A 14,197-nucleotide genomic window follows, 5' to 3' on the forward strand; every position below is an offset into this window, starting at 1 on the left:
GGGAGAAAGTATGACCATAGAATGGGAAGAATTTTTAGATCCTTACATTCAGGCTGTTGGTGAGTTGAAGATTAAACTTCGAGGAATTCGCAAACAGTATCGTAAGCAAAATAAGCATTCTCCGATTGAGTTTGTAACGGGTCGTGTCAAACCAATTGAAAGTATCAAAGAAAAAATGGCTCGTCGAGGAATTACTTATGCAAGTCTAGAACATGATCTGCAAGACATTGCGGGTTTACGTGTCATGGTTCAGTTTGTTGATGACGTTAAAGAAGTAGTTGAGATTCTACGTAAACGCCAAGATATGAGAATCGTTCAGGAACGAGACTATATCACTCATCGTAAGGCTTCGGGCTATCGTTCTTATCACGTGGTTGTTGAGTACACGGTTGATACGATCAACGGGGCTAAGACGATTTTGGCCGAAATTCAAATACGGACGTTAGCCATGAATTTCTGGGCTACGATTGAACACTCGCTCAATTATAAATATCAGGGCGATTTTCCAGAAGAAATCAGGAAAAGACTGGAAATCACGGCCAAAATAGCCTATCAACTGGATGAAGAAATGGGTAAAATTCGTGATGATATCCAGGAAGCGCAGGCTCTCTTTGATCCATTGAGCAGAAAATTAAACGATGGTGTAGGAAATAGTGACGATACAGATGAAGAATACAGGTAAACGAGTTGACCTCATAGCAAATAGAAAGCCACAAAGTCAGAAGGTCTTGCATGAACTGAGGGAAAAACTAAAAAAACAACATTTTATACTGAACGATACCAATCCTGATATCGTCATTTCGATTGGTGGCGACGGGATGCTTTTGTCTGCCTTTCACAAGTATGAGAATCAGTTAGACAAGGTTCGATTTGTAGGTGTTCATACAGGGCATTTGGGATTTTACACAGATTATCGTGATTTTGAGCTGGATCAATTGGTGACCAATCTCCTACTCGATACTGGTGCCAAAGTTTCTTATCCAGTCTTGAATGTTAAGGTAACGCTTGAAAATGGAGAAGTGAAAATCTTCCGAGCCTTAAATGAAGCGAGCATCCGTCGATCAGATCGCACCATGGTTGCGGATATCATCATTAACCACGTTCCGTTCGAGCGATTTCGTGGAGATGGAGTGACTGTTTCAACGCCAACGGGAAGTACCGCCTACAACAAGTCCTTGGGTGGAGCTGTCTTGCATCCTACCATTGAAGCCTTGCAGTTGACGGAGATAGCGAGTCTTAACAACCGAGTCTATCGAACGTTGGGATCATCAATCATCATTCCCAAAAAAGATAAGATTGAACTCTTACCGACACGCAATGATTACCATACGATATCAGTTGATAACAGTGTCTATTCCTTCCGTAATATCGAACGGATTGAGTATCAAATCGACCATCATAAGATTCACTTCGTAGCGACCCCAAGTCACACTAGTTTCTGGAATCGTGTTAAAGATGCCTTCATCGGCGAGGTGGATGAATGAGGTTCGAATTTATCGCAGATGAGCACGTCAAAGTCAAAACCTTCCTCAAGAAACACGAGGTTTCCAAGGGACTTTTGGCCAAGATTAAGTTTCGAGGCGGGGCTATTCTGGTCAATGACCAACCTCAAAATGCGACTTATCTCTTAGATATTGGAGACAGGGTGACTATTGATATCCCTGAAGAGGAAGGGTTTGAGAGCCTTGAAGCTATTGATCGACCACTCGATATCTTGTATGAGGATGACCATTTTCTGGTTTTGAATAAGCCTTATGGAGTAGCTTCCATCCCCAGTGTCAATCATTCCAATACCATTGCCAATTTTATCAAGGGCTATTATGTCAATCAAAACTATGAAAACCAGCAAGTTCACATCGTGACTAGGCTTGATAGAGATACTTCTGGTTTGATGCTTTTTGCCAAACACGGCTACGCTCATGCACGTTTAGACAAGCAACTACAACGAAAGTCTATCGAGAAACGCTACTTTGCTTTGGTTAAAGGAGCTGGTGTCTTGGAGCCTGAAGGGGAGATTATTGCGCCGATTGCGCGTGATGAAGATTCTATTATCACAAGACGGGTTGCCAAAGGTGGGAAATACGCTCATACGTCATACAAAGTTGTAGCGTCTTATGAAAATATTCACCTAGTCGATATTCGCCTGCATACTGGACGAACTCATCAAATTCGAGTGCATTTTTCTCATATTGGCTTTCCTTTGTTGGGAGACGATTTGTATGGTGGTAGTTTGGATGACGGTATCCAACGTCAGGCTCTGCATTGCCATTATTTATCTTTTTATCATCCTTTTCTAGAGCAAGATTTGCAACTAGAAAGCCCCTTACCGGATGATTTCAGCAATCTTATTACTCAGTTATCAACTAATACTCTTTAAAAACTATTTGGAGTATAATTTATTTTCTTAAAGGAGAAAACTCATGGAAGTTTTTGAAAGTCTCAAAGCCAACCTGGTTGGCAAAAATGCTCGTATCGTTCTCCCTGAAGGAGAAGAGCCACGTATTCTTCAAGCAACAAAACGCTTGGTAAAAGAAACAGAAGTAATCCCTGTTTTGCTTGGAAACCCTGAAAAAATTAAAATTTATCTCGAAATCGAAGGGATCATGGATGGTTATGAAGTCATTGACCCTCAACACTATCCTCGATTTGAAGAAATGGTTGCTGCTTTAGTAGAGCGTCGTAAGGGCAAAATGACTGAAGAAGAAGCGCGCAAAGTTTTGGTTGAAGACGTCAATTACTTTGGTGTGATGCTAGTCTACTTGGGCTTGGTTGACGGTATGGTATCTGGTGCGATTCACTCAACTGCCTCAACAGTTCGCCCAGCCCTTCAAATCATCAAAACTCGTCCAAATGTAACTCGTACTTCAGGTGCCTTCCTCATGGTACGTGGTACGGAACGTTACCTATTTGGTGACTGTGCCATTAACATCAATCCAGATGCAGAAGCCTTGGCTGAAATTGCGATCAATTCAGCGATCACAGCTAAGATGTTTGGTATTGAACCTAAAATTGCAATGCTAAGCTATTCTACTAAAGGTTCAGGCTTTGGTGAAAGTGTTGATAAGGTCGTAGAAGCAACTAAAATTGCTCACGACTTGCGCCCTGACCTTGAGATTGATGGTGAATTGCAATTTGACGCTGCCTTTGTTCCTGAAACTGCAGCTCTAAAAGCTCCAGGAAGTAACGTAGCTGGTCAAGCAAATGTCTTTATCTTCCCAGGTATCGAAGCCGGAAATATCGGTTACAAGATGGCCGAGCGCCTTGGTGGTTTTGCGGCTGTCGGACCTGTTTTACAAGGTTTGAACAAACCTGTTAACGACCTTTCTCGTGGATGTAATGCAGATGATGTGTACAAGTTGACCCTTATCACAGCAGCTCAAGCAGTTCATCAATAAGATTTAGTCCTCTTTCCCATGGGAAGAGGCTTTTTAGTACTGAGAAAAGGACAGTTAGAAGCTTCTATGTTATACTAGATATATGTTAGATTTGAAAGAATACGGTATCGTCATGTGGCCAGAGGAGAAGATTATTTCTTTTCGAGAGAAACTCCTCAACTGGTATGATGAAAACAAGCGAGATTTACCTTGGCGGAGAAGTAAAAATCCTTATAACATCTGGGTATCTGAAATCATGCTCCAGCAGACCAGAGTGGATACAGTTATTCCATACTACGAACGATTCTTGGACTGGTTTCCAACTATTGAAAGTCTGGCGAATGCCCCTGAAGAGCGTCTGTTGAAGGCTTGGGAGGGATTGGGTTATTATTCTCGAGTACGCAATATGCAGACTGCAGCCCAGCAGATTATGGCTGACTTTGGTGGTCAATTTCCAAACACCTATGAAGGAATATCTCGCCTGAAAGGGATTGGCCCTTATACTGCGGGAGCTATTTCCAGTATCGCTTTTAATTTGCCTGAGCCAGCGGTCGATGGCAATGTCATGCGAGTTTTGGCACGCTTGTTTGAGGTTAATCATGATATCGGAGTTCCCAGCAATCAAAAGATTTTCCGAGCTATGATGGAAATCTTGATTGACCCGAAACGACCAGGTGATTTTAACCAAGCTCTGATGGATTTAGGTTCTGACATAGAGGCTCCGGTTAACCCTCGACCAGAAGAAAGTCCTGTTAAGGACTTTAGCGCAGCCTATCAGAACGGAACTATGGATGTATATCCGATTAAAGAACCCAAGAAAAAACCTCTCCCAATTTATCTCAAGGCTTTGGTTGTACGCAACGACCATGGTCAATATCTACTTGAAAAAAATGAAAGCGAGAAACTACTAGCTGGTTTTTGGCATTTCCCCTTGATCGAAGTTGATGATTTCTCAAGTGATGACGATCAGCTAGATCTCTTTTCACAAGTCAAAGAGGAAAGCAGAGCATTTGGACCAAGCCCTCAAGAAAACTTTGAGCAGGATTATGATTTAAAAGTGAATTGGTCCCATCAAGTATTTGACCAGGTCAAGCATGTATTTAGTCATCGGAAATGGCATATTCAAATCCTAGCAGGTCAAGTGACGGAAACAAAACAGTTTTCTGACAGAGAAGTTCGTTGGGTTACTCCTCAGGAGTTTTCTGATTATCCACTTGCTAAACCTCAACAAAAGATTTGGCAGGCTTATAAAAACAACTCTTGAAGATGAAGGCTTACAGTAGCCATTTGTGCCTTCTTTGCATTTTTTTGTTATAATAGATAGAGAAAAAGGTGATAAAATGAAAAAAATATTAATTGTAGATGATGAGAAACCAATCTCAGATATTATTAAGTTTAATATGGCCAAGGAAGGTTATGAAGTTGTCACAGCCTTCAATGGTCGTGAGGCAATCGAGCTATTTGAAGCAGAGCAACCAGATATTATTATCCTCGATTTGATGCTACCTGAAATTGATGGTTTAGAAGTTGCTAAAGCTATTCGTAAGACTAGTAGCGTGCCAATTATCATGCTATCAGCTAAGGATAGCGAGTTTGACAAGGTTATTGGTTTAGAGTTAGGTGCAGATGATTATGTTACAAAACCTTTCTCAAACCGTGAGTTGCAGGCTCGTGTTAAGGCCCTTCTTCGTCGTACCGACCTAGTTTCAGTAGATAACCAAGAGTCTGATGAGAAGAAGACGCAGCCTTTACAAATTGGTGATTTGGAAATCGTTCCAGATGCTTACGTGGCAAAGAAATATGGTGAGGAATTAGATTTGACCCACCGTGAGTTTGAACTCTTGTATCACTTGGCATCTCATATTGGACAAGTGATTACGCGTGAACACTTACTTGAGACTGTATGGGGTTATGACTATTTTGGTGATGTTCGTACTGTGGACGTGACCATTAGACGCTTGCGTGAGAAAATAGAAGACACTCCAAGTCGTCCAGAGTACATTCTCACACGTCGTGGTGTTGGATACTATATGAGAAATAATGATTGAAGATATTAGACAAACTATTCTGACCAGCGATTTTATCTTTATCCTGATTTTACTTGGTTTTATCTTGGTGGTGACCTTGCTGTTACTGGAAAATCGTCGGGATAATATCCGTCTGAAGGAGATAAATCAAAAAGTTAAGGACTTGATTGCAGGTGATTATTCTCAAGTTTTGGACTTGCAAGGAAGTACAGAAATCACCAATATCACCAATAATCTGAACGATTTGTCAGAAGTTATTCGTTTGACCCAAGAAAATCTGGAACAAGAGAGTAAACGATTGAATAGTATTCTTTCTTACATGACAGATGGCGTTCTTGCGACCAATCGCCGTGGCCAGATTACTATGATCAACGATATGGCCAAGAAACAGCTCGGTGTGCAGAAAGAAGATGTTCTGAATAAAAGCATTCTCGAATTGCTTAAGATAGAAGATGAGTATGAGCTGCGTGACCTGATTACACAGATTCCAGAGTTGACGATTGACTCCCAGGATGTAAATGGGGAATATCTAAGCCTTCGTGTACGTTTTGCTCTGGTTCGTCGTGAGTCAGGTTTCATCTCTGGTTTGGTTGCCGTTTTACATGATACGACCGAGCAGGAGAAGGAAGAGCGTGAGCGAAGACTCTTTGTTTCGAACGTAAGTCATGAGTTGCGGACTCCTTTGACCAGTGTTAAATCTTATCTTGAAGCCTTGGACGAGGGAGCTCTGTATGATCCTGTTGCTCCTGATTTTATCAAGGTTTCACTCGATGAAACCAACCGTATGATGCGGATGGTGACAGATCTCTTACATCTCTCTCGTATTGATAATGCGACTACTCAGTTAGATGTGGAGTTGATTAACTTTACAGCCTTTATCACCTTTATCCTTAACCGTTTTGACAAGATGAGAAGTCAGGATGACGAGAAAAAATATGAACTTGTTAGAGATTACCCTATTAATTCAGTTTGGATCGAGATTGATACCGATAAAATGACCCAGGTGATTGATAATATTCTCAACAATGCCATTAAGTACTCACCAGATGGTGGGAAAATCACTGTCAGCATGAAGACCACTGACGACCAGATGATTTTATCCATTAAAGACCAAGGTCTAGGAATTCCAAAACAAGATTTGCCTAAGATTTTTGACCGTTTTTACCGCGTGGATCGCGCAAGAAGTCGTGCACAAGGTGGAACTGGGCTAGGTCTAGCCATCGCAAAAGAAATCATCAAACAACACAATGGCTTTATATGGGCCAAAAGTGAATACGGTAAGGGCTCAACATTTACCATCGTGCTCCCTTATGATAAGGATGCCGTAAAAGAAGAAATATGGGAGGACGAAATAGAAGACTAGAATGAGTGAAAAAGGCTTTAAATACAGTATTTTAGCATCAGGTTCCAGTGGAAATTCCTTTTATCTGGAAACCCCAAAAAAGAAAATTTTAGTGGATGCAGGCTTGTCTGGTAAGAAAATTACCAGTCTTTTGAGTGAAATCAATCGTAAACCTGAAGATTTGGATGCGATTTTGATTACGCATGAGCATTCAGACCATATTCATGGAGTCGGTGTCTTGGCTCGCAAATATGGCATGGACCTTTACGCCAATGAAAAGACTTGGCAGGCTATGGAAAATACCAAGTACCTCGGTAAGGTGGATTCATCGCAGAAACACATTTTTGAAATGGGAAAAACCAAAACTTTTGGCGATATCGACATTGAGAGTTTTGGGGTTAGCCATGATGCAGCAGCACCACAGTTTTACCGCTTTATGAAAGACGACAAGAGTTTTGTCATGTTGACCGATACAGGTTACGTCAGTGACCGTATGGCAGGAATTGTCGAGAATGCGGATGGTTATCTCATTGAGTCCAACCACGATGTAGAGATTTTGCGATCAGGATCTTACGCTTGGCGTCTCAAACAGAGAATTCTATCGGATCTCGGTCACCTTTCTAACGAAGACGGTGCTGAGGCCATGATTCGTGCAATGGGAAATCGAACTAAGAAAATCTACCTCGGGCATTTATCCAAAGAGAACAATATCAAGGAGCTGGCTCATATGACTATGGTCAACCAGCTAGCCCAAGCGGATCTGGGAGTCGGAGTAGACTTTAAAGTTTACGATACCTCACCAGATACCGCAACACCATTGACAGAAATATAAAAAAGAAGGCGAGTGCCTTCTTTTGTTTTGTACTTTGTCAGGGTTTTAGTGTGGTATAATGATTAAAAAACTAAAGGAGTAGCAGTTTGAAGAGAAAATGGTTATTAAAGGATTACTATGACACAACGATTATCATACTTGCATTGATATCCGTTGTCCTTGTCTTGCTTGGATTTGCTGAGATGATTGATTTGGATAATCCACCCTACAGTATTATTGATTTACTAATTTGGTTTATCTTTGTAGTGGATTATGGTTGGCGCTTCTTTTCAAGTAAAGAAAAATGGAAATTTATATTTGAAAATATCTTCGACTTGCTAGCCATCCTTCCTTTGAATGCTATTTTTACAGTATTTCGCTTAGGGCGTATCTTCCGCTTAGCAAGGCTAACAAAATTACTGAAACTAACTCGTCTTTTAAGAGTCGTTGGATTGACTGGCAAGTTGGAAAAGAAGGTTGGAAAACTCTTACGAACAAATGGCTTAATTTATATTTTCTATCTCAATTCCTTTATTGTACTGGTAGGTAGTTCAATTTTATCTGTTGTTGAAGAAAAATCATTCTCAGATAGTCTTTGGTGGGCGCTTGTAACTGTAACGACTGTTGGTTATGGAGATATTGTTCCTTCATCGATTTTTGGGAAGTGGTTAGCTGTTTTACTAATGCTTGTTGGTATTGGCACAATAGGGATGTTAACAAGTGCTTTGACAAACTTTTTTGTAAAGGATAATCCAGATGAGCAGATAAAATTTGATAAACTCCAAGACGAATTAATAACTCAAAGAATATTACTAGAGAAACAATCTGAGAAGATAGAAGAACTGCATAGAATGATACAAGATTTGCTTGAAAAAAAGTAATTTAGACTATACAAAAACCACTCGATGAGTGGTTTTTTTTACAATCCAGCAAAGTCCTTGATTTCTTGTGCGGACATGGAAGAGTCGCAACGGACATTGATTTGTCCATCTGCAATGTGAACAAATCCTGGTACGGTTGGAATTCCATAACGTGAGCGGAATTCTTGCAATTCATTGAGTTGGCTTGGTTCTTCACTGTTGATGAAGTAGATGTGAGCTTTGGTTTCAGCTACGACACCTGCCAATGTGCCTGCAAATTTACGGCAGTAAGGGCAAGTTTTACGACCAATAAAGAAGGTTGCTGTTTCTTTATTATCGAGTGCTTCTTTTGCACGCGCAACTGTAGTGACTTCAAGGTCTTTGATATTATCTAAAAATTGTTCCATGAGATTACCTCGCTTTCATTGATAAGTCTAGTATGCCATAAAGTTTCTAAAAATGCTTAGATTTGATACGAAAAAAAGATGAGATTAGTGTATCTCATCTTTTATAATTTTTTATTTTACAAACGCATTGATTTCTGCTTCGATGTTGGCAATCTTAGCTTGTGAATCTTCATTGCTTTCACCCACAACAGCAATGTAGAATTTGATTTTAGGTTCTGTACCTGAAGGGCGAACTGCAATCCATGAACCGTCAGCAAGTGTGTATTTCAACACATCACTTGGAGGAGTTGTCAAGTTTGTAACAGTACCGTCAGCAACAGTAGCAGTTTGAGCCTTGAAGTCTTCTACGACAGTGATAGTTGTTGCATTCCATTCTTTCGGAGCATTGTTACGGAATTTAGCCATAATCGCTTTGATTTGTTCAGCACCATCGACACCTGAAAGAGTCACAGAGATAGTCTTTTCAGCGTAGTAGCCGTATTCTTTGTAGATTTCTTCGATACCATCAGCAAGTGTCAAACCACGTGAACGATAGTAGGCAGCAAGCTCAGCAACGACAAGAACGGCTTGGATAGCATCTTTATCACGTACGAATGGTTTAATCAAGTAACCGAAGCTTTCTTCAAATCCCATCATGTAAGTGTGATTGTGTTTTTCTTCGAATTCTTGGATTTTTTCAGCGATGAATTTGAAACCTGTCAAAACGTTGAACATGGTTGCGCCGTAGCTTTCAGCAATCTTCGTTACCAAGTCAGTTGATACGATTGATTTGCAGAGAGCAGCATTTTCAGGAAGAGTTCCAGCATTTTTGTGGGCTTCCAAGATGTATTTAGCCATGATAGCGCCGATTTGGTTACCTGAAAGGTTGAGGTAGCTTCCATCTTTTTGAAGAACTTCAACACCAACACGGTCAGCGTCAGGGTCAGTTGCAACAAGAACATCAGCGCCAACTTGACGACCAAGTTCTTCAGCAAGGGCAAAGGCTGCTTGGCTTTCTGGGTTTGGAGATTTTACAGTTGAGAAGTCTGGGTCTGCAGTTGCTTGTGCTTCAACAACTTGAACAGAGTCAAATCCTGCTTGAGCAAGAGCACGACGAGCCAACATTTCACCCGTACCATGAAGTGGTGTGTAGACAATCTTCATGTCTTTACCGAATTCTTCAATCAAGGTTGGGTTGATGTTCACATCTTTGACTTCTTTGAGGTATTCTACATCGACAGCTTCGCCGATAACTTCAATCAAGCCAGAAGATTTTTCAGCTTCGACATCAGCAACTTCAACTGCGAATGGATTTTCGATTGCACGGATGTAAGTCGTCAAAGCATCTGCATCGTGTGGAGGCATTTGTCCACCGTCTTCTCCATAAACCTTGTAACCGTTAAATGGAGCAGGGTTGTGGCTAGCAGTAATCATAATACCTGCAAAACAGTTGAGGTGACGAACTGCAAAAGAAAGTTCCGGAGTTGGACGAAGGCTTTCGAAAACGTATGATTTGATGCCATGTTTTGCAAGAACTGCAGCAGATTCAAAGGCAAATTCAGGTGAGAAGTGACGGCTATCGTAGGCGATTGCTACTCCACGTTCTTTTTCATTTCCGCCTTTAGACTCAATCAAACGAGCCAATCCTTCGGTAGCTTGACGAACAACATAGATGTTGATGCGGTTTGTACCAGCGCCGATCAAGCCACGCATACCAGCAGTACCAAATTCAAGATTGGTATAAAAGGCATCTTCCTTTGTTTTTTCGTCCATATTGATTAAATCTTGACGAAGGTAGTCTGGAAGGTCAGCAAAATCGACCCATTTTTGATAATTTTCTTGGTAAGTCATAGAGTGTCTCCTTTGTTTATTTACTTTAATCGCTTTCATTATATCACGATTTGACATTTTAGTAAAACGTTAGCATAACTTAAAATGTAGGAAATTTACTTATGCACTTTAGCGGGAAAATGGTGAGTACTGTGCTTACTTATACTAAGTTAGGGATGAAAATCAATTATCTAATTTTTAAAAATATTAAAAGTTTATAGTATTTTAGTGAGATTTTTAAATAAAGTAAATCGTCAATATTGTTATATTCTATTCTTTTTATAAAGAATCCTTTAATGTATCAAATGAACGGATAGAAAAATTTACTGTAAAACTCTATAAATTTAAGATATTTTGAAAATATCTGGTTTCTGTTTTGAATTTTATAGTGCGTATGGTAAAATATAGTAAATCATTAAAGGAGAATCCATTATGAAAAAAATTCTTAAGCATTCTGCTTTGCTTTTATCAGCTTTAGCACTGGTTGCCTGTGGAGCTTCCAAAAAAGCAAGCGACAATGGTACTGCCTCGAACTCAAACTTTGAAGTTTCAGTAAAAGACGGTATGTTTGTATTGCCTAAAGATGAAGATTCATCTTCAAGCTACCTTGCACTTCAAGTCGAAATCAAGAACAATCGTGATAAACAGTTTAGTTTTACTAGCCAAGATATTACGCTTTATAATGAAAAAGATGAAAAATTACAACCAATTCAAATCTACGAAAGCGACAGTAAAACGAAATTTATGTCATATGGTGACAGTCTTTCTAAAGGAAAGAGCGTTGCTGGTTATGTAGTGTATGAAGTCGACAAGAATGCTAAGTATGAACTCCACTTCGCACCTAGCTTTTACGATGACATCAAAGAAAATTCTAAAAAGAATAACGATGTAGCAATCAAGGTGGATCCAAGTCAGTATGAAGACAATATTGATGAAGCGAAAGATGTAATGAAAAAATATGTTGATGCTGTTTACCTTAATGGGGAAAGTTCTGGTGGTGGAACGAACCTAAGTGCTACTGATAATAAGTCGCAAGTTGTTGCGCTTGCTGATGATAAAAAATCTTCTGATAATAGTGCTGAATTCACAAACGATGCGAAAGCTGATAAAGAAGAGTTTATCAAGAAATTTACAGAGTCATTCGGAAAAGGCTTCTATAACTACAAACCATCTGATTCAGAACTTAGAACATTCGCAGATGCCTACATCAAAGCAAATGCTAAGAGAGCAAAAGTTGATTACAAGGTGAAGACATACTTGCCAGACTATGCTGTTGTTTATGTTAGACCAGAAACAATCGACTTGGATAACTTGAATGTTTATGAATTGAGCCGTAAGTTCTACGAAGAAAACAAAGGTAAATATAGCAACTACTCTGAAGCTATGAAAGCTGGTGAAAAATACATTTTAGAAAATGCACCGAGTCAATTTGATTCAACTCCTCTAGATACTAGTGATAATATGAAAAAAGAGGGTTATGAAATTAAAATGACTAAGAAAGATGGAAAATGGACCATCGATACCTCTTCTAAAAACTATGAATTGAAAGATATGGCTCGCACATTCCGTGGAGGCGTTGGATACTAAGATGAAAGGTTCGGGTTTATGACTCGAACTTTTTTCATTGCAATTGTGCAAAAGAGAAAAAAATAGTAAAATAGAGATATGATTATTTTACAAGCTAATAAAATTGAACGTTCTTTTGCAGGTGAGGTTCTCTTTAATAATATCAATCTGCAAGTTGATGAACGAGATAGGATTGCTCTTGTTGGGAAAAATGGTGCAGGTAAGTCTACTCTTTTGAAGATTTTGGTTGGAGAAGAGGAGCCAACTAGTGGAGAAATCAATAAGAAAAAAGATATTTCTCTGTCTTACCTAGCCCAAGATAGCCGTTTTGAGTCTGAAAATACCATTTATGATGAAATGCTCCATGTCTTTAATGATCTACGCCATACGGAGAAACAACTGCGTCAGATGGAGTTGGAGATGGGTGAAAAGTCTGGTGAAGATCTAGATAAACTGATGGCGGATTATGATCGTTTATCAGAGAATTTCCGTCAGGCTGGTGGCTTTACCTACGAAGCTGATATCCGCGCTATCTTGAATGGTTTCAAGTTTGACGAGTCTATGTGGCAGATGAAAATTGCTGAGCTTTCAGGTGGTCAAAATACTCGTCTTGCACTGGCTAAAATGCTCCTTGAAAAGCCAAATCTCTTGGTCTTGGACGAGCCTACCAACCACTTGGATATTGAAACGATTGCTTGGCTAGAGAATTACTTGGTGAACTATAGCGGTGCCCTCATTATTGTCAGTCACGACCGTTATTTTTTGGACAAGGTTGCGACGGTTACACTGGATTTGACCAAGCATTCCTTAGATCGCTATGTAGGCAATTACTCTCGTTTTGTTGAGTTGAAGGAGCAAAAGCTAGCTACTGAAGCAAAAAACTATGAAAAGCAACAGAAGGAAATCGCGGCTCTAGAAGACTTTGTCAATCGCAATCTAGTCCGAGCTTCAACAACCAAACGTGCTCAATCTCGCCGTAAACAACTAGAAAAAATGGAGCGTTTGGACAAGCCTGAAGCTGGTAAGAAATCAGCTAATATGACCTTCCAGTCGGAAAAAACATCGGGAAATGTTGTCCTGACTGTTGAAAATGCGGCTATTGGCTATGATGGGGAAATATTGTCAGAACCTATCAACCTTGACCTCCGTAAAATGAATGCTGTCGCTATCGTTGGACCAAACGGTATCGGGAAATCAACCTTTATCAAGTCTATTGTGGACCAGATCCCTTTTATCAAAGGAGAAAAGCGTTTTGGTGCCAATGTTGAGGTTGGATACTATGATCAGACTCAAAGTAAGCTAACACCAAGTAATACTGTACTCGATGAACTCTGGAATGATTTTAAACTGACACCAGAAGTTGAAATCCGCAACCGTCTTGGCGCCTTCCTTTTCTCAGGAGAAGATGTTAAAAAGTCTGTAGGGATGCTGTCAGGTGGTGAACGAGCTCGTCTGTTGCTTGCCAAACTTTCAATGGAAAACAATAACTTCTTGATTTTGGACGAGCCGACCAACCACTTGGATATTGATAGCAAGGAAGTGTTAGAAAATGCTCTGATTGATTTTGATGGAACACTTCTTTTCGTCAGTCACGACCGTTACTTTATCAATCGTGTAGCCACTCATGTTTTGGAATTGTCCGAGAATGGTTCGACCCTCTATCTAGGAGATTATGACTACTATGTTGATAAAAAGGTTGAAATGGAAGTCAGCCAGATAGAGGAAGCTTCAATGAGCAATCAAGCAAAAGAAGCAAGCCCAGTCAATGACTACCAAGCTAAGAAAGAAAGTCAGAAAGAAGCCCGTAAGCTCATGCGCCAAATAGAGAGTTTAGAGGCTGAAATCGAAGAGTTAGAAACTCAAAGTCAAGCCATTTCTGAACAAATGCTGGAAACCAACGATGCTGAAAAACTCATGGAATTTCAGACAGAACTGGACAAAATTAGCCATCGTCAGGAAGAAGCCATGCTTGAGTGGGAAGAATTATCAGAGCAGGTGTAA

General features: G+C 40.0%; 13 protein-coding genes. 11 read left to right on the top strand and 2 right to left on the bottom strand.

Going from position 1 to position 14,197, the window contains the following annotated elements; genetic code table 11:
* Positions 1 to 10: 10 nt before the first annotated feature.
* The 9 genes from NMM25_RS02055 (at position 11) to NMM25_RS02095 (ending at position 8,435) form a co-directional block, all read left to right on the top strand.
* Positions 11 to 682, top strand: coding sequence for a GTP pyrophosphokinase family protein (locus NMM25_RS02055; protein ID WP_000151553.1), 672 nt, complete (start codon positions 11 to 13; stop codon positions 680 to 682).
* Positions 666 to 1,484 carry an NAD kinase gene (locus NMM25_RS02060; RefSeq protein WP_000799063.1) on the top strand — a complete coding sequence of 273 codons (819 nt, stop codon included), beginning with the start codon at positions 666 to 668 and terminating at the stop codon, positions 1,482 to 1,484. Before NMM25_RS02055 ends, NMM25_RS02060 begins: the two co-directional genes overlap by 17 nt.
* Complete coding sequence (locus NMM25_RS02065; protein ID WP_254735785.1) at positions 1,481 to 2,377, top strand: RluA family pseudouridine synthase; 897 nt, start codon at positions 1,481 to 1,483, stop codon at positions 2,375 to 2,377. Before NMM25_RS02060 ends, NMM25_RS02065 begins: the two co-directional genes overlap by 4 nt.
* Positions 2,378 to 2,420: 43 nt before the next feature.
* Positions 2,421 to 3,395, top strand: coding sequence for a phosphate acetyltransferase (gene pta / locus NMM25_RS02070; RefSeq protein ID WP_033629713.1), 975 nt, complete (start codon positions 2,421 to 2,423; stop codon positions 3,393 to 3,395).
* Between the two features lie 82 nt (positions 3,396 to 3,477).
* On the top strand, positions 3,478 to 4,638 hold the full coding sequence (mutY, locus tag NMM25_RS02075) for an A/G-specific adenine glycosylase (protein WP_254735786.1): 1,161 nt from the start codon (positions 3,478 to 3,480) through the stop codon (positions 4,636 to 4,638).
* A 76-nt stretch (positions 4,639 to 4,714) separates the two neighbouring features.
* On the top strand, positions 4,715 to 5,422 hold the full coding sequence (yycF, locus tag NMM25_RS02080) for a response regulator YycF (RefSeq protein ID WP_000722056.1): 708 nt from the start codon (positions 4,715 to 4,717) through the stop codon (positions 5,420 to 5,422).
* Positions 5,415 to 6,764 carry a cell wall metabolism sensor histidine kinase VicK gene (gene vicK, locus NMM25_RS02085; protein WP_000568720.1) on the top strand — a complete coding sequence of 450 codons (1,350 nt, stop codon included), beginning with the start codon at positions 5,415 to 5,417 and terminating at the stop codon, positions 6,762 to 6,764. Before yycF ends, vicK begins: the two co-directional genes overlap by 8 nt.
* Position 6,765: 1 nt before the next feature.
* Positions 6,766 to 7,575 carry an MBL fold metallo-hydrolase gene (locus tag NMM25_RS02090; RefSeq protein WP_254735787.1) on the top strand — a complete coding sequence of 270 codons (810 nt, stop codon included), beginning with the start codon at positions 6,766 to 6,768 and terminating at the stop codon, positions 7,573 to 7,575.
* Between the two features lie 86 nt (positions 7,576 to 7,661).
* On the top strand, positions 7,662 to 8,435 hold the full coding sequence (locus NMM25_RS02095) for a potassium channel family protein (RefSeq protein WP_254735788.1): 774 nt from the start codon (positions 7,662 to 7,664) through the stop codon (positions 8,433 to 8,435).
* A 38-nt stretch (positions 8,436 to 8,473) separates the two neighbouring features.
* On the opposite strand, the gene NMM25_RS02100 is transcribed toward NMM25_RS02095, so the two are convergent.
* Together NMM25_RS02100 and NMM25_RS02105 are read right to left on the bottom strand one after the other, a co-directional pair.
* A complete protein-coding gene (locus NMM25_RS02100) occupies positions 8,474 to 8,821 on the bottom strand; it encodes a thioredoxin (protein WP_254735789.1) in 348 nt (115 codons plus the stop codon).
* A 111-nt stretch (positions 8,822 to 8,932) separates the two neighbouring features.
* The gene (locus NMM25_RS02105) at positions 8,933 to 10,651 is read right to left on the bottom strand and encodes a phospho-sugar mutase (protein WP_254735790.1); all 1,719 of its coding nucleotides are present in this window, start codon (positions 10,649 to 10,651) and stop codon (positions 8,933 to 8,935) included.
* Positions 10,652 to 11,062: 411 nt separating this feature from the next.
* Between NMM25_RS02105 and NMM25_RS02110 the strand changes: the two genes are divergently transcribed.
* On the top strand, positions 11,063 to 12,217 hold the full coding sequence (locus NMM25_RS02110; protein ID WP_254735791.1) for a DUF4352 domain-containing protein: 1,155 nt from the start codon (positions 11,063 to 11,065) through the stop codon (positions 12,215 to 12,217).
* A 78-nt stretch (positions 12,218 to 12,295) separates the two neighbouring features.
* A complete protein-coding gene (locus tag NMM25_RS02115) occupies positions 12,296 to 14,197 on the top strand; it encodes an ABC-F family ATP-binding cassette domain-containing protein (RefSeq protein WP_254735792.1) in 1,902 nt (633 codons plus the stop codon).

This window comes from Streptococcus sp. CF10-1 (assembly GCF_024295825.1).
Taxonomy (GTDB): Bacteria; Bacillota; Bacilli; order Lactobacillales; family Streptococcaceae; genus Streptococcus.